Consider the following 24,504-nt stretch of genomic DNA (forward strand, 5'->3'; position numbering starts at 1 on the left):
CGAGAACGACGGACCGGCCCGGGTGGGGCGGCACGGGAGGTGGCTCGGTGGTGGCGGATCGTACGGCTGGTCCCGGGACGGGACGGCGGGTGGCGGCGGGTGTCGCCGCGGCGGTGCTCGCGGGATTCGGGCTGAGCGGGTGCATGTCGGTCGGTGCGGGCTCCGCGGACCAGCAGGGCACCGCCCGGCCGAGCGGCCCCGCCGGGGCGTCCGGGAAAGCGGGCAGCGTCGGCGGCGCGGCCCGCAACTCGGGGAACGGCCAGCACGGCGAGCACGGCGCCGTGGTGGCGGGCGAGGGGGTATCGCCGGGGACGACGCCGGCGGCGGAGGTGGCCGGCGTGGTGCCCGTCCCGGCCGAGTCGGGGGCGGTCGTGGCCCCGGTGGTGGTGCCCGGTGCGCCGAGCGACAGCGCGGGTGCGGCGAGCCCGTCCGGCCCGGCCAGCCCGGACGCCAGCCCCTCGGTGCCGTCCCACCCGTCACCAAGCTCACAGCCGAGTTCTGCCCTCCCATCTGTCACACTGGGACCAGAACCATCCGCCAGTAACTCCGGATCATCGGCTCCAAGTGCGACTCCGGCCGGGCATTAGCGCTCTGGCCAGCGAGTTTGCCTTTGATCCCGAGGTTCCTCTATGGTGGTAGATCGTTCGTTTGATTCATTTGATTGGCGCCTTCATCAGTACCCGGCGCCCTTGGCGCGTTCCGGCGATCCGTGGATGACCGCATAGAGGCGGTCTTAACAGAACCCCGGACTTTGGCGCGTGCCACTTCCGGAAGGTTTTGCATTGTCTCTCGTTGACGACGCCCGCTTCGCCATGCCCGCGAACGGGTCGGACGCCGCCGACTCCCTGACCGACACCAACGACATCCTCGAGGCCGCCGAGGCCGAGACCGCCGCCGCGGTCGACCTCGACACCGCCTCGGACGTCGACTCCGACGCCGCGCCGGCCGAGCCCACCGTCACCTTCGGTGACCTGGGCCTCCCGGACGAGATCGTGCGGGCCCTCGCCAAGCGCGAGGTGGTCACCCCGTTCCCGATCCAGGCCGCGACCATCCCGGACGCCCTGGCCGGCAAGGACGTGCTGGGCCGTGGCCGTACCGGCTCCGGCAAGACCCTCAGCTTCGGCCTCCCGCTGCTCACCCGCCTCGCCGGCGGCGAGCGCACCCGGCCCAAGCACCCGCGCGGTCTGATCCTGGTCCCCACCCGCGAGCTGGCCATGCAGGTCGCCGACGCGCTGGAGCCGTTCGGCTCGGTGCTCGGCCTCAAGCTCAAGGTCGTCTGCGGCGGCACCTCGATGTCCAACCAGATGTACGCGCTTGAGCGCGGCGTGGACGTCCTGGTCGCCACCCCGGGCCGCCTGCGTGACCTGATCAACCGCGGCTCCGCCAAGCTCGCCGACGTCCAGGTCGCCGTGCTGGACGAGGCCGACCAGATGGCCGACATGGGCTTCCTGCCCGAGGTCACCGAGATCCTCGACCAGGTGCCGGCCGGCGGCCAGCGCCTGCTGTTCTCCGCCACCCTGGAGAACGAGATCGACACCCTGGTCAAGCGCTACCTGAACAACCCGGTCACCCACGAGGTCGACCCGTCGGCCGGCGCGGTCACCACCATGACCCACCACATCCTCGTGGTGAAGCCGAAGGACAAGGCGCCGATCACCAACGCCATCGCCGCCCGCAAGGGCCGGACGATCATCTTCGTCCGCACCCAGATGGGCGCCGACCGCGTCGCCGAGCAGCTGGTCGAGGCCGGCGTGAAGGCCGACGCGCTGCACGGCGGTATGACCCAGGGCGCCCGCACCCGGGTGCTGGGCGACTTCAAGGACGGCTACGTCAACGTGGTCGTCGCCACCGACGTCGCCGCCCGCGGCATCCACGTCGACGGCATCGACCTGGTGCTCAACGTCGACCCGGCCGGTGACCACAAGGACTACCTGCACCGTTCGGGCCGCACCGCGCGGGCCGGCCGCTCCGGCACCGTCGTCACCCTGGTGCTCCCGCACCAGCGCCGCGGCGTCTTCCGCCTGATGGAGGACGCGGGCGTGGACGCCTCGCGCCACATCCTCGACCACGCCTTCGACCCCGAGGTGTCCCGGATCACCGGTGCCCGCTCGCTGGTCGAGGTGCAGGCCGAGTCCGCGTCCGGCATCGCCGGTGCCGCGGAGCGCGAGGTCGCCGAGATGACCCGCCAGCTGGAGCGCGCCCAGCGTCGTGCCACCGAGCTGCGCGAGGAGGCCGACCGCCTGGCCGCCCGTGCCGCCCGTGAGCGCGCCGCGCTCGGCATCGAGGACGAGGAGCCGGCCGCCGAGGCCGCCGACGCGACCGCCGAGCCGGCCGCCGCCGAGACCGCCCCGGTGGTCGAGGAGGAGCGCGTCCCCGCGTACCGCGAGGTCCGCGCCGAGCGCCCGTCGTTCAACCGCGACCGTGACGAGCGCGGTGGCTTCAACCGTGACGACCGTGGCCGGGACCGCGACCGGGACGACCGCGGTGGCCGTTCCTTCGGCCGGGACCGTGACGACCGTTCGGGTGGCCGCTCCTTCGGTGGCGACCGTGACAACCGTTCGGGTGGCTTCAACCGGGACAGCCGCTCCGGTGGCTTCAACCGTGACGACCGTTCGGGTGGCCGCTCCTTCGGCGGTGACCGCGACAACCGTTCGGGTGGCTTCAACCGGGACAGCCGCTCCGGTGGCTTCAACCGTGACGACCGTTCGGGTGGCCGCTCCTTCGGTGGCGACCGCGACAACCGTTCGGGTGGCTTCAACCGGGACAGCCGCTCCGGTGGCTTCAACCGTGACGACCGTTCGGGTGGCCGCTCCTTCGGCGGTGACCGCGACAACCGTTCGGGTGGCGCGGGCGGCTTCAACCGCGACCGTGACGACCGTGGCGGCCGTTCCTTCGGCAGCGACCGTCCGGCCCGCTCCTTCTCGGACCGCCCGTCCTTCGGTGACCGCGACCGCGGCGCCGGCAGCAGCCGTCCGTTCGCCCGCCGCGACGACCACCGTTCCGGTGGCCGCCCGCAGGGCTTCAACCGTGACGACCGTTCGGGTGGCCGCTCCTTCGGCGGTGACCGCGACAACCGTTCGGGTGGCTTCAACGGCGGCGACCGCAAGCCCCGCTGGAAGAGCTGACACCTGAGAGCTTGACCTAGATCGGCCTGGGGCCGGTCCACCACGGTGGACCGGCCCCAGGCCTTTCTGCGTTCCGGGCGTTTCTGCGTCCCAAGCCCTTCTGCGGCCGAGCCTCTTTCGCACCGGTGCCTGGATATGCTCGATTTGAGAACAACTCGGTGGCGCGGTGGGCCGGGCTCGCGTACGGTCGCCGCCATGAGCAGCAGAATGCATCAAGTGGCGGTCGAGAACGAGGAGATCGCCGAGCGCGGGAGCTACCGGACACGGTCCGGTGCCTCGGTGGAGATCGCCGGCCTGCTGACGGCGGCCCGGGCCGGCACCGTCTCGTACGGCCCGGACGAGCCGCTGCCCGGTGGGCCGCGCGGCCCGCTGCGCGGGCAGCCCGAGGTGACCTCCGAGGGCAGCATGCAGGCGGCACGACGGCTGGCCGAGGCCGGCGGCGGAGACCGGGTCGCGGTGCTCAACTTCGCCTCCGCACGCAACCCGGGCGGCGGCTATCTGCGCGGCGCCAAGGCCCAGGAGGAGGATCTCTGCCGGTCGGCGCTGCTGTACCGGTGCCTGCTGGAGGCGCCCGACTACTACGAGGCGCACCGCGCCTCCCCGGACCTGCGCTACAGCGACCGGGTCATCTGGTCGCCGCAGGTGCCGGTGATCCGCGACGGGCGCGGCGACCTGCTCACGGAGCCGTACACCGTCTCGTTCCTCACCTCGCCGGCCCCCAACGCCGGGCAGCTGGCGCTCCGTTCGCCGGGCCGGCCGGTGGACGTCCGGGACCTGCTGGCGGTCCGGGCCGCGCGGGTGCTGGCCGTGGCGGCGCAGCACGGGGCGCGGGAGCTGGTGCTGGGGGCGTGGGGGTGCGGGGTGTTCCGCAACGACCCGGCGGTGGTCGCCGAGGCGTTCGAGACCGCGCTGACCGAGCACGGGGCCGCGTTCGACCGCGTGGTGTTCGCGGTCTGGGACCGTACCCCGGCGTCGGCGAACCGGGCGGCGTTCGAGCGGCGGTTCGGCGGGGCGTAGGACCACGGCGGTCCGCAGCGCACCGCCGGCTCACGGCCGGCTCACGGCCGGTGCGGGGCCGGTGCGGGGCCGGCCGTTCGCGGTGGTCCGAGGGCGAAGGACCCGGCTCCGGCCCTGGCCCCGGCTCGTCAGCTGCCGGCGGCGAGCAGGGAGGCGGCGGCGACCACGCCGGTCACGGCGAACACGGACGGCCAGGCACCGATCCGCTTGGCCAGGGGGTGCGAGCCGCCGAACGCGGCCACGTACAGGCCGGTCAGCGCGGCAGCCGCCGGCGTCCCCGCCGCCCGCCGCCAGCGCACCGCGGCCGTCGCCCCGGCGGCGGCCAGCACCACGCCGCCCAACTCCCGCCGCCCGGACCAGCGGGCGGCGCCGTAGCCGCCGATCAGACCCGCCGACGCGACGGCCGCGGTGGGGATGTTCGCCATGGTGCACTCCTCGTTGCTGCTGGTCCGGGGGTTCGCGGCCGGGACGTCCGTCCCGGGGCACTCTCCTTGCGAGGACAACTCCCGGGCGGCGGCTGCCGTTCCGGTCGTTGCTGCGTCCGGAAATTTCCGGTCGGCCACGGCTCCGGTCGTCCATACTCACTCGCGTGACCACCGAAGCCGCCGCCTACGACGCCCGCCCGGCCGAGGCCGATCTGCGGGTCAGCCCGCTGGAGCTGTTCTTCGACCTCGTCTTCGTCTTCACCATCACCCAGCTCAGCGACAGCCTGGCCCACCACCTGACCGTGGCCGGCCTGGCGCGGGTGCTGGTGATGCTGGCGGTGATCTGGTGGATGTACGACGCCTTCATCTGGCTCACCAACGCCATGCCGCCCACCACCCACCCGCGGCGCGGCCTGCTGCTGCTCGGCATGACCGGCTTCCTGGTGATCTCGCTGACCGTCCCGCACGCCTTCGAGGGCAGCGGGGTGGCCTTCGGCCTGGCGTACGTGCTGGTGATCGCGGTGCACACGGGGATGTTCGCGGGGGCGGACGTCCCGCTGCGCTCGGTGCTGCGGATGGGCGGGCTGAACCTGGTCAACGCGGCGCTGGTGGTCACCGGCGGGCTGCTCGAGGGAACGGCCCAACTCCTGCTGTGGGGAGCATCGGTGGCGGTCCAGGTCGCGACCCCGTACCTGGTGGATCTGCCGCAGTTCCAGCTCAGGGCCGGGCACTTCGTCGAACGGCACGGACTGGTGATGATCGTCGCGTTCGGCGAGTCCGTGATCGCGATCGGGGTGGGGGCCGGGGACGAGCGGCTCTCGGTGGCGCTGGTCGGTGCGGCGGCGTTGGCGCTCGGGGTGTGCGTCGCGCTCTGGTGGGCCTACTTCGGCCACGACGACGACGAACGCGCCGGCCACCGGATGGCCGAGCTCCCCGCGGCCCGCCGCAACGAGCTCGCCGTCCGGCTCTACAACCTCGGCCACTACGCGCTGCTGCTGGGCCTGCTGCTCCTCGCCACCGGCGCCAAGGCCCTCGTCGCCCACCCCACCGCGCCCCTGGCCCCCGCCCAGGCGACCGCGCTGGCCGCCGGGATCACCCTCTACCTCGCCGCCAACACCGCGATCCGCCGCACCCTCGGCCTCACCCCGAACGCCGCCCGCCTGCTCGCCGCCGCCCTGGTACCGGCGACGATCCCGCTCGGCACCCAGGTGTCGGCCCTCGCGCAGGTGGCGGTGATGGTGGCGGTCCTGGCGGCGGCGTTCGGGTACGAGGAGCGCGGTTCGAGGGCATGACCACAGGTCGGCTCCGGGGCAGGGGCGACTCCGGACGGGCGCGGCGTCGCTGTCGGCCGGTCGTGGCCGCGTCGGGATCCCGGAGGTGTGGGGCCTAACCGGTGGGGGCGACCTCCACCGAGCCCCCGGAGTCGGATGACGTCGGGGTACGGCGCGTCCCGGCCGGGTCCGAGACGGCCGCTCGGACCGCTGCCGCGATGGATTCGGCCGATTCGTGTTCCCAGAAGCGGAGGACACGCCAACCCGATTCGATCAGACGGTTGTTGGTCTCGATGTCCCGCGAGATGTTCCGATCGAGCTTCTCCGCCCACCAGGCGCTGTTGGACTTCGGCCGGGTGGCGTGTTCGGGGCAGCCGTGCCAGAAGCAGCCGTCCAGGAACACCGCCACCCGGGCCCGGGTGAAGGCGATGTCGATCGTGCGGCGGCGCATCTCGGGCACCGGCAGACCGACCCGGTAGCGAAGGCCCTGTGCGTGCAGCAGACGGCGAACGGCGAGTTCGATCTCCGTGTCCTTGCGCCGCTGTCGGCTCATCCTGGACGCGACGGAGGGGGAGGAGGCGCTGGGGCGTACGGACGTCACTTTGTCGATCACCTTGCTCGGCGCGGCCGGGTCGAACGCCACGACGACCTTCGGGGACGCCGTCGTGGTCGGTGGGGAGCCGCCCGGGCGACCTCGAATCCCGCGGACCCGGGGTCGACATCGAATGCTCTGGCTCCCCTCCGGACGGGCCGCGGCGGCGGGACCACGGCCCGCCGTCATGGGCTCTCCGGAGGGACGAGGCTCTCGTACCGGTCTTCTTACGGTAGCCCTGCCCACCGACAGCCGGCGGGGGTCCGCAGCGACCCCTGGCGTCAGACCGCGCTCAGCGCCGCCCGCACGGCCGCCAGTTCCGCGGCCGTCACCCCGTGGGTGGTCAGGTAGGTCTCGATGGTGCCGTGGAGTTCGCGGATGCGGGCCAGGGCGGTGTGCAGGTTGTCGGCCTCGGCGGGGTGGGAGACGTGGGAGACGCCGTGCTCGTCGATGTAGGGGACGGGGCCGGCGTCGAGGCCGAGGCCGCGGTTGGAGCGGAGGTAGTCGGCGGTGATGTCGGCGTCGGAGAGGCCGGCCAGGTGCTGGATCACCGCGATGGTGAGGCCGGTGCGGTCCTTGCCGACGGCGCAGTGGACGAGCAGCGGCGCGCCGTCGCCGGCGAGGCGGCGGACGGTGGCGGCCACGGCGTCGCCGCCGATCTCCGCCATCAGCCGGTAGGTGGCGAACTGGTCGCTGGGCCAGGGGTGTTCGGCGTTGTGGCGGTCCGGGAGCAGCGGAGCGTGCAGGTAGTCGTGGTCCAGGCCGTGGAACCGGTCGGGGGCGGCCGTGATCTCCGCCGGGCTGCGCAGGTCGACCACGGTCCGGATGCCGAGCGGCTTGAGCCGCCGGGCCCCCTCGGGGCTGAGGCCCGACAGCGACGCGGACCGGTACAGCACGCCGGGTCGCAGTACGCCGCAGGAGGCGTCGCGGAAGTTCAGAACGTCGGGGATGTCCAGGAAGACGGCGTCGGTGTCGAACTCGCGGTCGGTCATGACCACCACGCTAGCGCGGGCGGGTGGCGCGCCGGGGGGCCGTTGTGGACCTGTGCCTCAACGCCTCCGGCGCCCCGGCAGTCCTGCGGCCCGGGGGGCTCGGGGGCTCGGGGGCTCGTCGCCCCGGCGGCCGCGGACCGGTCCGCCCGCGCCCTCAGCGGCCGCCCGCCACGTCGAGGAAGGTCCCGGTGGCGTACGAGGCGGCCGGCGAGAGCAGGAAGAGGATGCACTCGGCGACCTCCTCCGGCTCTCCGCCGCGGCCCATCGGCAGCTGCGGCCCGACCCGGTCGACGCGCCCCGGCTCGCCGCCGAGGGCGTGGATGCCGGTGTGGATCAGTCCCGGGCGGACGGCGTTGACCCGGATCCCCTCGGCCGCCACCTCCAGCGCCAGCCCGCGGGTCATGCTGTCCAGCGCACCCTTGGACGCGGCGTAGTCGACGTACTCGTTCGGCGAGCCGAGCCGGGACGCGGCCGAGGACACGTTGACGATGGCGCCGCCCCGGCCGCCGTACCGGGACGACATCCGGCGGACCGCGGCGCCCGCGCACAGGAACGGCCCGGTGATGTTCGCCGCCCAGATCCGGGCCAGCCGCTCCTCGTCCAACTCCTCCAGTCTGGCCTGCCGTTCGAGCGTGCCGGCGTTGTTGACCAGCGCCGTGAGGGTGCCGAGCTCCCGGTCCACGGTTCGGAACAGCCGCTCGACCTCCGCACCTCGGGTGACGTCCGCCCGGACGGCGACCGCGGTACCGCCGTCGGCGCGGATGCCGTCCACCACGGCGAGCGCCGAAGCCTCGTCGCTGCGGTAGTTGACGCACACCCGGTACCCGCGGCGGCCGGCGAGCCGGGCGGTGGCGGCGCCGATGCCGCGTCCTCCACCGGTGACCAGCAGAACCCGCGCCCCGGCGGCCGGCGTACCGGCGGACGCGGCTCCGGCGGACGCCGGCACCTGGGGACGGGCGGTGGTCTCCTCTGGCACGGCGGGCGACTCCCTCGTACTGGTACGCGCACGGGCGGGACCCGGCCCCTGCCGGTCCGGCTCCGACCGTAGCCCACGCCCGCAGCCCGCAGCCCACAACCGGTGGCCTGGTGGCCCGTAGCCCGCAGCCCGGATGGCGGAATCCCCGGCGGGCTGCGGCCCGCCGCCCTCACCATGGCCGGTATGCCGCCCCACTCCGCCCCGCCGCCACTACGGCTGCAGCCCGCCTCCGCCGACCCGGCCGACTACCTGGCGGCCGACGACGTGATCGACCACCACCACCCCGGGATCCGCGCGCTCGCTGCCCGGTTGCGCCGCGACAGCGCGGAGAACAGCGCCCGTGCGGCGTTCGAGTACGTCCGCGACCGGGTGGCGCACTCCGCCGACGTCGGCCGGTGGAGCGCCGCGTACCGGGCCTCCGACGTGCTGGCCGCCGGCGATGCGATCTGCCACGGCAAGTCCCACCTGCTGACCGCCGTACTGCGCGCCCAGGGCATCCCGGCCGGCCTGTGCTACCAGCGGTTCGACGTGCTGCACGGCCTGATCGCCGTCCACTGGCCGCAGCCGCGCGGCGGCGGCAGCTGGGTGCGGCTGGACCCGCGCGGCAACAGGCCGGGTGTCGATGCGCAGTTCGCCACCGACCCCGCCGGGGAGCGGCTGGCCTGGCCGGTCGACCCGGACCGGGGCGAGTTCGAGTACGCGACGGTGTACCCGGCCACCCCCGCCGTACTGCGCGAAGCGCTGGCCGCGGCCCGCCCCGACCGGGAGGGGTACGGCTACTACCTGCCGACCGAGCTCTGAGCCGCACCGCAGTCCGGACGGCGGCCCGTTCGGACGGCGGCCCGTCCGGACGACGGCCCGTCCGGACGACGGCCCGGCCCGACCCGACCGCAGCCCGTCCCGGCCGGATGGGCCGGCCCGGCCGGGCGGTCAGGGCTCGGTGGCCGCCCGCATCGCGGCGATCTTCGGTGCGCGGCTCTTCGGCGAGTCCAGGCTGAACCCGCGTGCGTCGCCGAGCTCGTCCCGGACGAACGCCTCGGTCCGCTCGATCGCCTCGCGCAGGGCGTCGTCGAGCGGCACGAACAGCTGGTGCACGATCTCCCGCTGCTCGGTGTCGTACTCCCAGAAGCCGACGATCCGGCCGCGGTCGACCACGATGTGGGTCTGCGGGTCCGCCTCGCCGCCGAACACCCGGCCCTGCCTGGCGGCGGGCACCGGACGCTGAGCATCCGCCGGGTCGACCAGCCGGGACAGGTCGCGGTGCAGCAGGTGGATGCCGTCGATGCCCGCCAGCAGCGCGTACCGGGGCTCGGCAGGCGGCTCGAACTCCTCGAACTCGGCCAGGAGTTCGGCCGGCATCAGCAGGTCGGTGCCCGGCAGCGTGACCAGGTCGAGCGGGGACAGCGCCGCCTTCGCGGTCGCCGCGGTGAAGCCGGAGAACCAGCGCAGGTGCCGGACGGCGGCGGGCGCGGCCCAGGAGAGGTAGCGCCGGGCCAGTTCGTCGGCCGAGCCCTTGACCGGCTGGTCCCATCCGACGTAGCCGTAACGCTGCTGGTCCAGACGGCCGTTGACCGGCACCCGGCGGATCCGGCCACGCGCCTGGAGCAGTCCGAGCGCCAGCGGCAGCGTGGTCGACACCCCGCGCTTCTTCCCCGCCTCGCCCAACGGACGGACCGCCTCGCCGACGGCCTCCCGGATCGCCGGCGGGTCCAGCGGACGGTCCTCGGTGAGCGCGCCCGTGATCGCCAGGCAGAGTTTCTCGATCTCGTCGCGGGTCACGTCCAGGTGCTTGGCCGCCGAGGCGAGGTCCGCCTCGGGCGCACCCGCCCCGGCAGCCAGGCCGAGCGCGTAGTCGCCGGCCGGCAGGACGTAGGTGCAGCCGCGGGCCGAGGGCAGCTCGTGCACCTCCAGCGCCGCCACCGCCGCGTCCACCTCCTCCCGGCCGAGCCCCGCCCGGGCGAACAGCCCCAGGTACGGCGCCGCGCCGCCCACCGAGCGGGCCCAGCCGGTCGCGGACAGCACCTCGGCCGCGCTCGCGCCGTCGTGCCCGCCGTTCAGCCACTGCCGGTGCGCCCACCAGGCGCGGACCTTCGCCACCTGGGCGGGGTCGGTCTCCCGGGGCGCGGCCCCGCCGCGTTCCGGGCCGGTGCCCGCCGGGCTCCCACTGTTTGCCATGGGGCCAGTATCGGCGGGCCGGCCGGACGGGGCACGCAGCGACGGGCGGACAATTCGTTCGACCCCCGCCGGGGGGACGGGGGAGACTGCCGGGTGTCCGCCCGCGGTCACCGACGGTCCCGGCACTGCTCCGGCCGCCGACGTCCGGCCAGCGCCAACCGGCGCTCCCCGCACCGGGGATCCGGCGCTGGCCACCACCCACCACCGACTGCGCCGCCGTACCCGACGCCGAGGAGGCGACCCGCCCGTGAACGTCCTGCTGTCCGGCATCGTCGGCTCCACCGCCTACGGCCTCGCCCACGCCGGCTCCGACATCGACCGCCTCGGCCTCTACGCGGCGCCGACCGTCGAACTCCACGGCCTGCACCGCCCCGCCGAGTCCCACGTCACCACGGCCCCCGACCGCACCCTGCACGAGGCCGCCAAGTGGTGCAGACTCGCGCTGAGTTGCAACCCGACCGCCTCCGAACTGGTCTGGCTGCCCGACGACCTGTACGAGGTCCGGACACCGCTCGGCGACGAACTGATCGCCGTCCGGCGCTCCTTCCTCAGCGCCGGGGCCGTCCGGCGCTCCTATCTCGGCTACGCCACACAGCAGTTCAGGAAGCTGACGGCCCGCGACCGCTCCGACGACAGCGGCCTGGCCAGGGCCGCCAAGCACGCCCGCCACCTGGTCCGGCTGGTCGAACAGGGCCTCGCGCTGCACGAGACCGGCGAGGTGGTGATCCGCCTCGCCGACCCGGCCCGCGTCCGCGAACTCGGCGACCGCTTCGCCCGGCACCCCGAGCAGGCCGCCACCCTGCTGGAGAGCGCCGAGACGCGCTTCGACCGGCCCGGCGTCCTGCCGGAAGCCCCGGACGAGGCACCGGCCGAGGACTGGCTGCGGCGGGTACGCGCCGTCCACTACGCCGCCGCCCGCACCACCGGCGTCTGACGCCGGCGCGGGCCCGGCGAGGGCCCCGGCGCGGGCGTCCCACGGCCCGTGACGCGGCCGGGGAATCCGTTGGCCAAACGGGCACGGTCACCGGGTAGGATCGGCCCCGCAGGTGCCGTACCCACGGGGCGGCGCCGGTCGGCGGGCCGCTAGCTCAATTGGCAGAGCTGCGGACTTTTAATCCGTAGGTTCAGGGTTCGAGCCCCTGGCGGCCCACGTCCGAGAAAGGCCCCCATCAGCGAGTCAATCGCCGGATGGGGGCCTTCGCGTTTGACGCCGGGGTGCCGGCCACGCCCGGATTCACCATGTACGGGCCGTAGTTGGGCGCCGGGACCTCCGTCGGCGGTCGGACGGTGACCTCCCGGTCCGGCGCGTACGGGCCCGGCGCGACGGCAGGACCTGACGGTTCACCACATCCGCGCTCATGCGCCCCGCAGGCGCCTCGGCGGCACCCGGATGGATTACACTCTGTGTCTATTCGATCACCCTCCGGTCCACCCTCCGATCCACCACCTCTGTGCGAGAACCCATGCGACGGCTGTCCGCGGTGCCGACCACCTCCGCCTGGCGGCGGGTGCTCCACCGGAGGGCGGTCGCGCCGGCCGCGGCCGGGCCCGCCGCACCGCCGCCCGCGCCGCCCACCCGCGAGGACGAGTTGCTGGCCGCCCGGCCCGCCCTGGTACGCGACCGCGGCCTGCTCGCCGAGGTGCGGGAGGAGCTGGCGCCGCACGCCGTCCGGGCGGCCAACCTGGCCCTCGCCGCACAGGCGCTGCTCGCCGCGGGCGTCCCGTACGCGCTGGTGCCCGACGCGCGGCGGCCCGAGGAGCCCGAGCGGCACCACCTGGCCGTCCGGGCCGACCGGCGGGCCGGCGTGCTCGCCGCCCTGGACACCGCCTTCGCCGGGCGGCACGTCTACCTGGAACCGGTCGGCTGGGGCCCGGGCCCCGGCCCGCTGCTCGCGCCGGGCCTGCAAGAGGCCGTGGACCGCCACGAGCGGCCCGGGGCGGCCGGGAGTGACGGCGACGCGGCGCAGCGGCTGGTCCGCGGTGTACGGGTGTTCCGGCCGGTGGTGGCCGCCTCGCGGACCCTCGGGTACGGCGCCGACCAGGGCTGCGAGATCAAGTTCTGGCAGCCCGCCGAGCCGTCCGGGGGCGCGATCGTCCCGTACGGCAGCACCCTGGCCGGCTGGTGGGCGCCCTCGCTGGAACCGGCCGCCACGGTCCGGATCGCCGGGCGCCGTCACCCCGTGCCCGCGGCCTTCACCCGCCGCCCGGTCGACGAGGTCGACTTCCCGGTGGACGCCGTCTACACCTGGGTCGACGACACCGATCCGCGCTGGCGCGAGCGCCGGGCGCGGCGGGCCGCCGAGGCCGCCCCGGCCGCCGGCCCGGGTGTCGGCCGCGGTCCCGGCACCGGCAATGGCACCGGCAATGGCCCCGGCAATGGCGGCGGCACCGGCCCGGGCACCGAGCCGCAGCGTTTCCGCAACCGCGACGAACTGCGGTACAGCCTGCGCTCGCTGGCCGCGCACGCGCCCTGGATCCGCCGGGTCCACCTGGTCACCGACGATCAGCGGCCGGCCTGGCTGGACACCGCCCACCCCGGCATCCACCTGGTGGCGCACCGCGAACTGTTCGACGACCCCGGCCTGCTGCCGGTCTTCAACTCCCGGGCGATCGAGTCCCAGCTGCACCGGATCGACGGCCTGTCCGAGCACTTCGTCTACTTCAACGACGACATCTTCCTCGGCCGTGAGCTCGGCCCCGGCTTCTTCTTCCAGGGCAACGGCGTGGCCCGGCTGTTCCAGGACGGCGTCATCCCGCCGGACCCGGTCCGCCCGGGCGAGGACAGCTACGTCGCGGGCCAGAAGAACACCCGGGACGCCATCGCCCGCCGCCACGGCCGGGTCCCCACCCGGACGCTCGGCCACACCCCGCGCGCGGCCCACCGCAGCCTGCTGGCGCACAACGCGCAGGAGTTCGCCGCCGAGTTCGCCCGCACCGCCGCCGAACCGTTCCGCGGCCACGCCAGCCTCTCCCCGCTCACCCTCTACGCGTACACCGCCTACCTGGCGGGCCGGGCGGTCTTCGCCGAGCCGGACGAGTGCTTCGTGGACATCGGCCGCCCCGAGTCGCTCGCCCTGCTGCCGGGCCTCGCCGAGCGCCGCGACGCCGCCGTGTTCTGCCTGAACGACGTCACCACCGGCCTGATCGACCCGGCGGCCCAGGACGCCGCCGTGCGCGCCTTCCTCGACGGCTACTTCCCGGTGCCGGGCCCGTACGAGCTGCGCCGCCCGCTGCTCCCGCGCCCGGCCGGCCCGCCGGACCGGGCCCTGAGCCGCCGCGCCGAGCCCTGAGCGGCCGCGCCGGGTCCCGAGCAGCCGGGCCGGGCCCGCACCCCGCTCCGCCCACCGCTCCCGCTCCCGCCTGCGCGCACCGCTCCCGCCCAGCTCCGCACCGCGCCCCCGCCTCCGGTGGCGGGACGGCGGGCGGGCGGCCAAGGTGGGCGGGGGACCCCGACCCTGGGAGGCGCTATGCCCGAAGTCACCACCCCGTACAAGCCCGGCACCCCGTGCTGGGTCGACCTGATGGCCAAGGACCAGCAGGCCGCGCTCGACTTCTACCGTGACCTGTTCGGCTGGCAGGGCGAGATCGGCCCGGCCGAGTTCGGCGGCTACGCGATCTGCACCCTCAACGGCAAGCCGGTGGCCGGCATCGGCCCGGCGATGGCTCCCGAGGGCATGCCCGAGCCGCCGGTCGCCTGGACCACCTACCTGTCGTCGAACGACGCGGACGCCACCCTGGCGGCGATCAGCACGGCCGGCGGCACCGTGCTGATGCCCGTGATGGACGTCGGCACCGTCGGCCGGATGCTGGTGGTGGCCGACCCGACCGGTGCGGTGTTCGGCGTCTGGCAGCCGGTGGACTTCGCCGGCGCCCAGGTGGTCAACGAGCCCGGCGCCCTGGTCTGGAACGAGCTCAACACGGCCGACCCGGAGGCCGCCAAGGCCTTCTACCCGGCCGCCTTCGGCGTCCGGCTGCCGCTGATGGAGGGCGCCACCCACTACTGGTCGCTGGAGGTCGACGGCAAGGCCGTCGGCGGTGTCCAGAAGCTCGGCGGCAGCCTGCCGCCCGGCACCCCCTCGCACTGGCTGACCTACTTCGCGGTGGACGACACCGACAGCACGGTGGACGCGCTGGTGAAGGCGCGCGGCTCGGTGCTGATGCCGCCGACCGACGCCCCCTGGGGCCGGTTCGCGGTGGTCCAGGACCCGCAGGGCGCGGTCTTCGCCGTGATCAAGTCGCCCGAGGAGTGACCGGGTGCGGTGACGCCCGGTCCTGACCGGGCGTCACCGGCCCTTCCCGCCGCCCGTTCGCGACGCGCCAGCCGAGCTGCAAATGGGCGGCTCTGCCGTGTGTTCGAGCGAGACTGACAGACATGCTGGGACTCCCGGACGACATCCGTGCCTTCCTGTTCGACCTCGACGGCGTGCTCACCCAGACGGCCAAGGTGCACGCGGCCGCCTGGAAGGACATGTTCGACACCTTCCTGCGGGAGGAGGCGGCCCGCGGCGGCCCGGACTTCGTCCCGTTCGACCCGGTGGAGGACTACGACCGCTACGTCGACGGCAGACCCCGGCTCGACGGCACCCGCGGCTTCCTGGAGGCCCGCGGCGTCCACCTGCCGGAGGGCACCCCGCAGGACGCGCCCGGCACCCGGACCGTGCACGGCCTCAGCAGCGCCAAGAACGACACCGTGCTGCGCATGATCAAGGAGCAGGGCGTCCAGCCGTACCCGGGCTCGGTCGACTACCTGCACCGGCTGCGGGCGCTCGGGCTGCCGCGCGCGGTGGTCTCCTCCAGCGCCAACTGCCGGGACGTGCTGCGGGCCGCCGGGATCAACGGGCTGTTCGACGTGGTGGTGGACGGCGTGGTCGCCGAGCGCGAGCAGCTGGCCGGCAAGCCCGCCCCGGACACCTACCTGGCGGCCGCGAAGGCGCTCGGCGTGCCGCCCGAGCACGCCGCCGTGTTCGAGGACGCGCTCGCCGGGGTGGCCTCCGGGCGGGCCGGCGGCTTCGGCGCGGTGGTCGGACTCGACCGCACCGGGCAGGCCGACGAACTGCGCGCCCACGGCGCGGACCTGGTGGTCGCCGACCTGTCCGACCTGGTCGAGGGGGATCCGCTGTGACCGCGCCCGACGCCTTCTCCGTCGACCCGTGGGGGGTCGCCGAGCACGGCCTGGACCTGGACGCCCAGGCCCGGGCCGAATCGGTGTTCGCGCTGTCCAACGGCCACATCGGCCTGCGCGGCAACCTCGACGAGGGTGAGCCGCACGGCCTGCCCGGCACCTACCTGAACGGCGTGTTCGAGCTGCGCCCGCTGCCGTACGCGGAGAGCGGCTACGGCTATCCGGAGTCCGGGCAGAGCGTCATCAACGTCACCAACGGCAAGGTCATCCGGCTGCTGGTCGACGACGAGCCGTTCGACCTGCGGTACGGCGAACTCCGCAGCCACCAGCGGAGCCTGGACTTCCGGGACGGCCTGCTGCGGCGGCACGCGGAGTGGACCTCGCCGGCCGGGCGGACGGTCAAGGTGACCTCGGTGCGGCTGGTCTCGCTGACCCAGCGGGCGGTGGCGGCGGTCGACTACACGGTGGAGGCGGTGGACGGGCCGGTGCGGATCGTGGTCCAGTCCGAGCTGGTCGCCAACGAGCAGCTGCCGGGCGGGGAGCGCGACCCGCGGGCGGCCGCGGTGCTGGAGCAGCCGCTGGTCTCCGAACTCCACCACGCCGCCGGGACCAAGGCCGTCCTGGTGCACCGCACCCGCTACAGCGGCCTGCGGGTGGCCGCCGGGACCGACCACACCATCGAGGGGCCGGACCAGGTCGACACCACCGCGGAGTCCACCGACGACCAGGGCCGGATCAGCGTCACCACCGTGCTGGAGGCCGGGGAGAAGCTGCGGCTGGTCAAGTTCATGGCGTACGGCTGGTCGGCGACCCGCTCGCTGCCCGCGGTCCGGGACCAGGTGGAGGCGGCGCTGACCGCCGCCCGGCACACCGGCTGGGACGGGCTGGTGGCGGAGCAGCGCCGCTTCCTGGAGCGGTTCTGGTCCAACAACGACATCGAGATCGAGGGTGACGTCGAGCTCCAGCAGGCGGCCCGGTTCGCGCTGTTCCACGTGCTGCAGGCCGGTGCGCGCAGCGAGGAGCGGGCCATCCCCGCCAAGGGGCTGACCGGGCCCGGGTACGACGGGCACAGCTTCTGGGACACCGAGATGTTCGTGCTGCCGGTGCTCACCTACTGCCTGCCCGGCGCGGTCGGGCAGGCGCTGCGCTGGCGGCACACCACGCTGCCGATGGCGCGCGAGCGGGCGGCCCAACTGGGCCTGGCGGGCGCGGTGTTCCCGTGGCGGACGATCCGCGGGGAGGAGTGCTCCGGGTACTGGCCGGCCGGCACCGCGGCGTTCCACATCGGCGCCGACATCGCGGCGGCCGTGGTGCGCTACGTCCGGGCCACCGGGGACGTGGAGTTCGAGCAGACCTACGGGCTGGAGCTGCTGGTCGAGACGGCCCGGATGTGGCGTTCGCTGGGCCACCACGACCCGGTCGGCCGGTTCCGGATCGAGGGGGTCACCGGGCCGGACGAGTACAGCGCGGTGGCGGACAACAACGTGTTCACCAACCTGATGGCGCAGTCCAACCTGCGGCACGCCGCCGAGGCGGCCAACCGGCACCCGCTGGAGGCCGCCGCGCTGGGCGTGGACACCGAGGAGGCGGCGGCCTGGCGGGACGCGGCCGCCGCGATGTTCATCCCGTACGACGAGAAGCTCGGGGTGCACCCGCAGGCGGACGGCTTCACCGACCACCAGCTGTGGGACTTCGAGAACACCCCGGCCGAGACCTACCCGCTGCTGCTGCACTACCCGTACTTCGACCTGTACCGCAAGCAGGTGGTCAAGCAGGCCGACCTGGTGCTCGCCATGCAGGTGCGCGGCGACGCCTTCACCCAGGACCAGAAGGCCCGCAACTTCGCCTACTACGAGCGGCTGACCGTCCGCGACTCCTCGCTGTCCGCCTGCACCCAGGCGGTGATCGCGGCCGAGGTCGGCCAGCTGGACCTGGCGTACGACTACACCGCCGAGGCCGCCCTGATGGACCTGCGCGACCTCGGCGGCAACACCCGCGACGGGCTGCACATGGCCTCGCTGGCGGGGGCCTGCATCGCGCTGGTGGCGGGCTTCGGCGGGCTGCGGGACCACTCGGAGCACCTGTCGTTCCGCCCGCGGCTGCCCGCGGGGTTGCAGCGGCTGGCGTTCACCCTGCGGATCCGGGAGAGCCTGCTGCGGGTCGACATCACCCACGCCACCACGGTGTACACGGTCCGCAAGGGCGGTCCGCTGACGCTGCTGCACGACGGCGAGCCGGTCCGGCTCGGGGTGGAGGAGAGCGCCACCCGGCGGACCGCCGTGGTCGAGGCGCCCGAGCGGTGCGTCCAGCCGCCCGGCCGCGAGCCCGCCCGGCGGACCGCCCGGGCCGGGGTGCAGGGCATCGTTCAGGCCGGCGGGACGGAGCACCTCGCCGCCGAATGACGAGGCGTCAACAAGCTTTCTCCCAGGAGCCCTTTACCGTCGCCAACCGGCGGTAAAGGGCTCCTCCAATTTTCTGACGGTCCGTTGTTGGACGTGAACATGTCCGTCTAGCGTCGTCGTCAGCTCCCCGCACCACCCAGGTGGGAGGCGGCGGCCCCGGGCCGTCCGGCCGTCCCGCTGCTCCCGCCTGCCCCTCCGCGCCCCGGGACCACCCCATCCGGCGCGCGGCGCATCCGCACGGCCCCCGGTTCACCCCAGCCACAGGAGGCAGTCCGTTGCGTACCCCCACGCCCCGCACCCGTCGGGCCGTCCTGGCCGCCGCCGGCACCGCGGCGCTCGCCGTCTCGGCCTTCGCGTCCGCCGCACCCGCCGGCGCCGCCGCCACCCCCACCACCTACAGCAAGGGCGGCACCTCCTGGGTCCGCTCCTGCGCCACCCTGGCCAAGGGCGACACCATGGCCTGCCACGCCCTGCGGGTCACCAGCACCGTCGAGCCGGTGCACGCGCTCGGCGTCACCCCGGACCTGACGCCGGCCGGCTACGGCCCGTCCGACCTGCTCGGCGCGTACAAGCTGCCGGCCGGCGGCGGCGCCGGGATGACCATCGCCATCGTCGACGCCTACGACGACCCCTCGGCCGAGGCGGACCTGGGCGTCTACCGGGCCCAGTACGGCCTGCCGGCCTGCACCACCGCGAACGGCTGCTTCAAGAAGACCGACCAGAACGGCGGCACCAGCTACCCCGCCAAGAACAGCGGCTGGGCCGGGGAGATCTCGCTCGACCTGGACATGGTCTCCGCCATCGCCCCCAAGGCGAAGATCGTCCTGGTGGAGGCGAGCAGCGCCTCGATGGCCAACCTCGGCAAGAGCGTCAACACCGCGGTCGCGCTGGGCGCCAAGTTCGTCTCCAACAGCTACGGCGGCGGCGAGTCCTCCGCCGACACCTCCTACGACAGCTCGTACTTCAACCACCCGGGCGTCGCCATCACCGTCTCCTCCGGCGACTCCGCCTACGGCGCCGAGTACCCGGCCGCCTCCCGGTACGTCACCGCGGTCGGCGGCACCGCGCTCAAGCGGGACTCCAGCAGCCGCGGCTGGAGCGAGTCGGTCTGGCTCACCAACTCCACCGAGGGCGGCGGCTCCGGCTGCTCGGCCTACGACGCCAAGCCCACCTGGCAGAAGGACACCGGCTGCAAGAAGCGGACCATCGCCGACGTCGCGGCGGTCGCCGACCCCGCCACCGGCGTCGCGGTCTACCAGACCTACGGCGGCAGCGGCTGGGCCGTGTACGGCGGCACCAGCGCTTCCTCGCCGATCATCGCGGGCGTCTACGCGCTCGGCGGCGCCCCGTCCGCGGGCAGCAGCCCGGCCTCCTTCCCGTACGCCCACACCACCTCGCTGTTCGACGTGACCACGGGCTCCAACGGCAGCTGCTCGCCGGCGTACCTGTGCAAGGCCGGTGCGGGCTACGACGGCCCGACCGGGCTCGGCACCCCGAACGGGACGGCCGCCTTCCACGGCTGACCCGCTCCGCTCCCCCCACGGCGGTGCACGGGCGGCCGGGGCCTGCGGGCCCCGGCCGCCCTTCCGTGCGCCTCGGCCGAAATACGCCCTTTGTCGTGTTAGGCATGGTCCGACAGCGGGCGGCGGGCGAGACGGGACGAGGTACCCCCATGGGCAGCGTGGCCGAGCAGATGGTGGAGGTGCTCCGGCAGGCGGGCGTGGAACGGGTCTACGGGGTGGTGGGCGACAGCCTCAACCCGGTGGTCGACGCGATCCGGCGGGCCGAGGGCATCTCCTGGGTGCACGTGCGCAACGAGGAGGCCGGGGCCTTCGCCGCCGCCGCGGAGGCCGAACTGACCGGCCGGCTCGCGGTCTGCGCCGGCTCCTGCGGGCCCGGCAACACCCACCTGATCCAGGGCCTGTACGACGCGCAGCGCAGCGGCGTCCCGGTGCTGGCGCTGGCCTCGCACATCCCGTCCGGCCAGATCGGCACCGGGTTCTTCCAGGAGACCCACCCGGAGCGGGTGTTCACCGACTGCAGCACCTTCTGCGAGCTGGTGTCCAGCCCCGAGCAGCTGCCCCGGCTGCTGCGGGTCGCGGTGCAGCACGCGCTCGGCGCCCCCGGCGTCTCGGTGCTGGTCTTCCCCGGTGACGTGGCCGCACTGCCCGCCGCCGGGCCCACCGGGGAGGGCAGTTTCCTGACCGAGCAGGCGGTCGCCGCCCCGCCCTGGTCCCAGGTCCAGGCGCTCGCCGAGGCGCTGAACTCGGCCGGCACCGTCACGGTCTTCGCCGGCGCCGGCACCCGCGGCGCCCACGAGGAGGTGATGAAGCTCGCCGCCACCGTGCAGGCCCCGGTCGGCCACTCGCTGCGCGGCAAGGAGTGGATCCAGTACGACAACCCGTACGACGTGGGGATGAGCGGCCTGCTCGGCTACGGCGCCTGCCACGAGGCGCTGCACGAGGCCGAGCTGGTGCTGCTGCTGGGCACCGACTTCCCGTACGACTCGTTCCTGCCGCAGGCCCGGACCGTCCAGGTGGACCACGACGCCACCCGGCTCGGCCGTCGCACCCCGCTGGAACTGGCCGTGCACGGCGACGTCGCGGCCACCCTGCGGGCCGTGCTGCCGCTGCTGGACCAGAAGCAGGACCGGCGCTTCCTGGACGCGATGCTCGACAGGCACTGCCGGGCCCTGGAGACCGTGGTCGGCGCCTACACCAAGGACATCGGCCACCACCGCCCGGTCCACCCCGAGTACGTCGCCTCGGTGCTGGACGAACTGGCCGCCGACGACGCGGTGTTCACCGTCGACACCGGCATGAACAACGTCTGGGCGGCCCGCTACCTCACCCCCAACGGGCGCCGCCGGGTGATCGGATCCTTCCTGCACGGTTCGATGGCGAACGCCCTGCCGCACGCGATCGGCGCCCAACTCGCCTTCCCCGGACGCCAGGTGGTGTCGCTGTCCGGCGACGGCGGGATCGGCATGCTGCTCGGCGAACTGCTCACGGTGGCCAAGTACCGGCTGCCGGTGAAGACGGTGGTGTTCAACAACGGCGCGCTCGGCATGATCAAGCTGGAGATGCTGGTCAGCGGCTACCAGGAGGCCGAGACCGACAACGGCGACGTGGACTACGCGGCCATCGCCCGGGCCTGCGGCATCCCCGCCAAGCGGGTCACCGACCCCGCCGCGGTCGGACAGGCGCTGCGGGAGGCGCTGGAACGCCCCGGCCCGGCCCTCGTCGACGTGGTCACCGACCCCAACGCGCTGTCCATCCCGCCGCGGATCACCGCCGCCCAGCTCAAGGGCTTCGCGCTGGCCGCCGGCAAGACCGTGCTGTCCGGCGGGGTCGGCCGGATGATCGACCTCGCGCGCAGCAACCTGCGGAACATCCCGCGCCCCTGATCCGGCCGAATCGGCGTCGCTGACCTGCGGGTTTGCCGGGGAGGCAAGTTTCTTGCCTCTGAGGCACCGGCGGGTGTGCACTGGAGGCATGACAGACGACCAAGAGGTCGCGGGCCTCGGCGCCCGACTGCGCGAACACCGGCTCGCCGGACGGTTCACCCTGGAGGCCGCGGCCGCCCGGGTCGGACTCTCCCCAGCTTACGTGTCCCGCCTGGAGACCGGACAGCGCCAGCCCTCGCTGCCCGTCCTGCTCGGCCTCGCCCGCGCCTACGGCACCACCGTCGCCGGACTGCTCGGCGAACAGCCCGGCGAGCCCGACCCGGTGATCCGCGGCGCGGCCATCGAGCCGGGCCGGGCCGGCGGCTGGGGCTACCGGCGGGCCGGCGCGCCCGGCCGGGCCATGCAGGCCCTGCACGTCCAGGTGCCGCCCAGCCTCCAGGACGCCGTGGTCCGGGTGCACCCGGGCGAGGAGTGGCTGTACGTCACCCGCGGCCGGCTGCGGCTGACCCTCGGCGAGCGCGTCCACCTGCTGGACGAGGGCGACTCCGCCCACTTCGACTCGCTCACCCCGCACTGCATCGCCGCCGACTCCGCACCCGGGGTCGAGCTGCTCTTCCTGCACACGCTGCTGCAGAGCCCGGGCGGCGAACTCTGCCTCGGCGACCCGCCCCGGCTCTGAACCCCGCCCCACCCGCCGTCACCCGACGGCAACCCGTCACCCGACGGCAACCCACCACCCACGGCACACCCGCACCGGAGGACCGACATGGCCGACACCGCCACCGCCACCGCCAGCGACCTCGCCACCCACCCCGCCCCCGGCCCCGCCGCCCAGCCCGCCGCCGACCTCACCAAGGACGCCGGACGCCGCACCGACCGCCGGGTCTGGATCCGCGCCGCCATCTACATGGTGGCCACCCACGCCTTCGCCGGGTTCGTCATCCTGCTCTTCGAGATCGGCCACCGCGGCGGCCGCTGAGCCGCCCCGCCCCCTCGGGCCGTCACAGCCGCAGCCGCAGTCACAGCCGCAGCAGTGTGCACAGCGCGTCCAGCGCCGCCGGGAACGCGTGGTCGGCCGGCGTCCCGTACCCGACCACCAGGGCCGCCGGCGCGTCCGGGGCCGGCGGCGCCGCGGACGCCCGGCACCAGGACAGCACACTCAGCGAGATCCCCAGCCAGCGCGCCTGCCGCAGCAGCTCCTCCTCGCCGAGCGAGCCCGGCGGCAGCTCCAGGACGGCGCTCAGCCCCGCCGACAGGCCGGTCACCCGGACCTCGGGCACCCGCTCGGCCAGCACCTCGATCAGCCGGTCCCGGCGCCGCCGGTACTGCAGCCGGCTGCGCCGGATGTGCCGGTCCAGGTCGCCGGAGGTGATCAGCTCGGCCAGCGCCAGCTGCTCCACCGCGCCGCTCTGCCCGTCCGCCAGCCGCTTCTGCCGCATCACCGGCTCGACCAGCCGGCCGGGCAGCGCCAGCCAGGCCATCCGGATCCCCGGCGCCAGGCTCTTGGACGCCGTCCCCGCGTACACCACCCGCTCCGGGTCCAGCGCCTGCATCGCCCCGAGCGGCTGCCGGTCGTAGCGGAACTCGCCGTCGTAGTCGTCCTCGACCACCACCCCGCCGGTGGCCCGGGCCCAGGCCACCGCGGTCGCCCGGCGCGCGGCCCGCAGCGCCACCCCGGTCGGGAACTGGTGCGCCGGGGTGAGCACCGCCGCCCCGGCCGGCGAACCGAGCAGCTCCCCGGTGCGGGCCCCGCCCTCGTCCAGTGACAGCGGCACCGTGCCCAGGCCAGCCTCCGCGATCACCGCGCGCTGCGGCGGCAGGCCGTACTCCTCCACCGCCACCGTCCGCACCCCCTGCTCGTGCAGCGCCCGGCAGAGCAGCCCGAGCCCCTGGGTGTAGCCGGAGCACACCACCAGCCGCTCCGGGTCGGTGCGCACGCCGCGGACCCGGGCCAGGTAGTCCGCCAGCGCCCGGCGCAGCTCGATCCGGCCGCGCGGGTCGCCGAGCCCGAAGGCCTCGTGCGGGGCGGTCGCCAGGGCCCGCCGGGTGGCGGCCAGCCACGCGTTGCGCGGGAAGCGGGAGAGGTCCGGACTGCCCGGCATCAGGTTGTGCCGTACGGCCGGTTCGGGCCGCACCCCGGGCGGCGGCGGGGCCGGCTGCGGCTCGCCGCGCTCGGCCACCACCGTGCCCGAGCCCTGCCGGGACGTCAGCCAGCCCTCCGCACTGAGCTGCGTGTACGCCTCGGCGACGGTGTTGCGGGCGATCCCCAGGTCCGCGGCCAGTGCCCGGGAGGACGGCAGCCGGGTGCCGGGCCCCAGCCGGCCCTCCCGGACCGCGGTGCGCAGCGCGTCCTCCAGCGCGGCCCGCAGGCCCAGGCCGCGGGCCCGGCCCGCGGACAGGTCGAGGTGCAGGTCGCCGCCGAAAGTGGCCCAGGATTCCATGACCCAAATGAACCACACTGACGGGCCATCAGGCACCTACGGTGGAGACATGACGACCCACGGCAACACCACCCACGACGCCCTCGTCCCCGCCCCCGTCCAGCGGATCTCGCTCCCCGAGCAGGCCGCCGAGTTCTACGCCGCGATGATCAAGCTGGACCGGGCCGCCCGCACCGGCGTCGACCCGACCCTCGCCGAACTGGTCAAGATCCGCGCCTCGCAGATCAACGGCTGCGCCTTCTGCCTGGACATGCACACCACCGACGCCCGGGCGCAGGGCGAGCAGGAGCACCGGATCCACACCCTGCCGGCCTGGCGCGAGACCCCGTACTTCACCGCGAAGGAGCGGGCCGCGCTGGCCCTCACCGAGGCGGTCACCCTGGTCACCGACGGCCATGTCCCGGACGCCGTCTACGACCAGGCGGCCAAGCTGTTCGACCAGCGGGAACTGGGCCAGCTGATCGCGCTGATCATCGCCATCAACTCCTGGAACCGGATCGCCATCGCCACCCGGCTCAGCCCCGCCCCCAAGCAGGCCTGACCAGCCGCTCCCGGCCCAC

Annotated in this window: 20 protein-coding genes and 1 tRNA gene; 15 read left to right on the forward strand and 6 right to left on the reverse strand. The window is 74.6% G+C overall.

Going from position 1 to position 24,504, the window contains the following annotated elements; translation table 11 throughout:
* Window positions 1-812 precede the first annotated feature (812 nt).
* On the forward strand, window positions 813-3,125 hold the full coding sequence (locus AC2TEW_RS02535) for a DEAD/DEAH box helicase (protein ID WP_484621638.1): 2,313 nt from the start codon (window positions 813-815) through the stop codon (window positions 3,123-3,125).
* A 195-nt stretch (window positions 3,126-3,320) separates the two neighbouring features.
* On the forward strand, window positions 3,321-4,142 hold the full coding sequence (locus AC2TEW_RS02540; protein WP_484621580.1) for a TIGR02452 family protein: 822 nt from the start codon (window positions 3,321-3,323) through the stop codon (window positions 4,140-4,142).
* A gap of 128 nt (window positions 4,143-4,270) precedes the next feature.
* On the opposite strand, the gene AC2TEW_RS02545 is transcribed toward AC2TEW_RS02540, so the two are convergent.
* Window positions 4,271-4,567: a hypothetical protein gene (locus tag AC2TEW_RS02545; RefSeq protein ID WP_484621581.1), complete on the reverse strand. Its 297-nt coding sequence runs from the start codon at window positions 4,565-4,567 to the stop codon at window positions 4,271-4,273.
* A gap of 164 nt (window positions 4,568-4,731) precedes the next feature.
* Between AC2TEW_RS02545 and AC2TEW_RS02550 the strand changes: the two genes are divergently transcribed.
* On the forward strand, window positions 4,732-5,859 hold the full coding sequence (locus tag AC2TEW_RS02550; protein ID WP_484621582.1) for a low temperature requirement protein A: 1,128 nt from the start codon (window positions 4,732-4,734) through the stop codon (window positions 5,857-5,859).
* A 94-nt stretch (window positions 5,860-5,953) separates the two neighbouring features.
* Here AC2TEW_RS02550 and AC2TEW_RS02555 read toward each other — a convergent pair whose 3' ends face one another.
* The 3 genes from AC2TEW_RS02555 to AC2TEW_RS02565 form a co-directional block, all read right to left on the reverse strand.
* Window positions 5,954-6,391, reverse strand: coding sequence for a very short patch repair endonuclease (locus AC2TEW_RS02555; RefSeq protein WP_484621639.1), 438 nt, complete (start codon window positions 6,389-6,391; stop codon window positions 5,954-5,956).
* A 320-nt stretch (window positions 6,392-6,711) separates the two neighbouring features.
* Complete coding sequence (locus tag AC2TEW_RS02560; protein WP_484621583.1) at window positions 6,712-7,422, reverse strand: tyrosine-protein phosphatase; 711 nt, start codon at window positions 7,420-7,422, stop codon at window positions 6,712-6,714.
* A gap of 154 nt (window positions 7,423-7,576) precedes the next feature.
* A complete protein-coding gene (locus AC2TEW_RS02565) occupies window positions 7,577-8,368 on the reverse strand; it encodes an SDR family oxidoreductase (protein ID WP_484621640.1) in 792 nt (263 codons plus the stop codon).
* Window positions 8,369-8,581: 213 nt separating this feature from the next.
* Between AC2TEW_RS02565 and AC2TEW_RS02570 the strand changes: the two genes are divergently transcribed.
* A complete protein-coding gene (locus AC2TEW_RS02570) occupies window positions 8,582-9,199 on the forward strand; it encodes a transglutaminase-like domain-containing protein (RefSeq protein ID WP_484621584.1) in 618 nt (205 codons plus the stop codon).
* A gap of 129 nt (window positions 9,200-9,328) precedes the next feature.
* Here AC2TEW_RS02570 and AC2TEW_RS02575 read toward each other — a convergent pair whose 3' ends face one another.
* The gene (locus AC2TEW_RS02575) at window positions 9,329-10,573 is read right to left on the reverse strand and encodes a DNA glycosylase AlkZ-like family protein (protein ID WP_484621585.1); all 1,245 of its coding nucleotides are present in this window, start codon (window positions 10,571-10,573) and stop codon (window positions 9,329-9,331) included.
* 247 nt (window positions 10,574-10,820) lie between these two features.
* Between AC2TEW_RS02575 and AC2TEW_RS02580 the strand changes: the two genes are divergently transcribed.
* The 10 genes from AC2TEW_RS02580 to AC2TEW_RS02625 all read left to right on the forward strand — a co-directional run bounded on the left by AC2TEW_RS02580 (window position 10,821) and on the right by AC2TEW_RS02625 (window position 22,482).
* Window positions 10,821-11,507 carry a nucleotidyltransferase domain-containing protein gene (locus tag AC2TEW_RS02580; RefSeq protein WP_484621586.1) on the forward strand — a complete coding sequence of 229 codons (687 nt, stop codon included), beginning with the start codon at window positions 10,821-10,823 and terminating at the stop codon, window positions 11,505-11,507.
* A gap of 143 nt (window positions 11,508-11,650) precedes the next feature.
* Window positions 11,651-11,723 (forward strand) — tRNA-Lys (locus tag AC2TEW_RS02585).
* Between the two features lie 313 nt (window positions 11,724-12,036).
* The gene (locus AC2TEW_RS02590) at window positions 12,037-13,863 is read left to right on the forward strand and encodes a stealth family protein (protein WP_484621587.1); all 1,827 of its coding nucleotides are present in this window, start codon (window positions 12,037-12,039) and stop codon (window positions 13,861-13,863) included.
* A gap of 177 nt (window positions 13,864-14,040) precedes the next feature.
* Entirely contained in the window at window positions 14,041-14,823 is a 783-nt protein-coding gene (locus AC2TEW_RS02595; RefSeq protein ID WP_484621588.1) for a VOC family protein, read from the forward strand.
* A 122-nt stretch (window positions 14,824-14,945) separates the two neighbouring features.
* Window positions 14,946-15,695, forward strand: a complete 750-nt coding sequence (locus tag AC2TEW_RS02600; RefSeq protein ID WP_484621589.1) for an HAD family hydrolase — start codon at window positions 14,946-14,948, stop codon at window positions 15,693-15,695.
* Window positions 15,692-18,097, forward strand: a complete 2,406-nt coding sequence (locus AC2TEW_RS02605) for a glycoside hydrolase family 65 protein (RefSeq protein ID WP_484621590.1) — start codon at window positions 15,692-15,694, stop codon at window positions 18,095-18,097. Before AC2TEW_RS02600 ends, AC2TEW_RS02605 begins: the two co-directional genes overlap by 4 nt.
* A gap of 275 nt (window positions 18,098-18,372) precedes the next feature.
* On the forward strand, window positions 18,373-19,620 hold the full coding sequence (locus tag AC2TEW_RS02610; protein ID WP_484621591.1) for a S53 family peptidase: 1,248 nt from the start codon (window positions 18,373-18,375) through the stop codon (window positions 19,618-19,620).
* 149 nt (window positions 19,621-19,769) lie between these two features.
* Window positions 19,770-21,503 carry a pyruvate dehydrogenase gene (locus tag AC2TEW_RS02615; RefSeq protein ID WP_484621592.1) on the forward strand — a complete coding sequence of 578 codons (1,734 nt, stop codon included), beginning with the start codon at window positions 19,770-19,772 and terminating at the stop codon, window positions 21,501-21,503.
* Window positions 21,504-21,591: 88 nt separating this feature from the next.
* A complete protein-coding gene (locus AC2TEW_RS02620) occupies window positions 21,592-22,182 on the forward strand; it encodes a helix-turn-helix domain-containing protein (protein ID WP_484621593.1) in 591 nt (196 codons plus the stop codon).
* 87 nt (window positions 22,183-22,269) lie between these two features.
* Window positions 22,270-22,482 (forward strand): DUF6126 family protein, encoded by a 213-nt coding sequence (locus AC2TEW_RS02625; protein WP_484621594.1) that lies wholly within the window; start codon window positions 22,270-22,272, stop codon window positions 22,480-22,482.
* Window positions 22,483-22,522: 40 nt separating this feature from the next.
* Here AC2TEW_RS02625 and pdxR read toward each other — a convergent pair whose 3' ends face one another.
* The gene (pdxR, locus tag AC2TEW_RS02630) at window positions 22,523-23,944 is read right to left on the reverse strand and encodes a MocR-like pyridoxine biosynthesis transcription factor PdxR (RefSeq protein ID WP_484621595.1); all 1,422 of its coding nucleotides are present in this window, start codon (window positions 23,942-23,944) and stop codon (window positions 22,523-22,525) included.
* 49 nt (window positions 23,945-23,993) lie between these two features.
* Here pdxR and AC2TEW_RS02635 point away from each other — a divergent pair, with 49 nt between their 5' ends.
* Entirely contained in the window at window positions 23,994-24,485 is a 492-nt protein-coding gene (locus AC2TEW_RS02635) for a carboxymuconolactone decarboxylase family protein (RefSeq protein ID WP_484621596.1), read from the forward strand.
* Window positions 24,486-24,504 lie beyond the last annotated feature (19 nt).

The organism is Kitasatospora sp. NEAU-CNBT7, assembly GCF_057220535.1.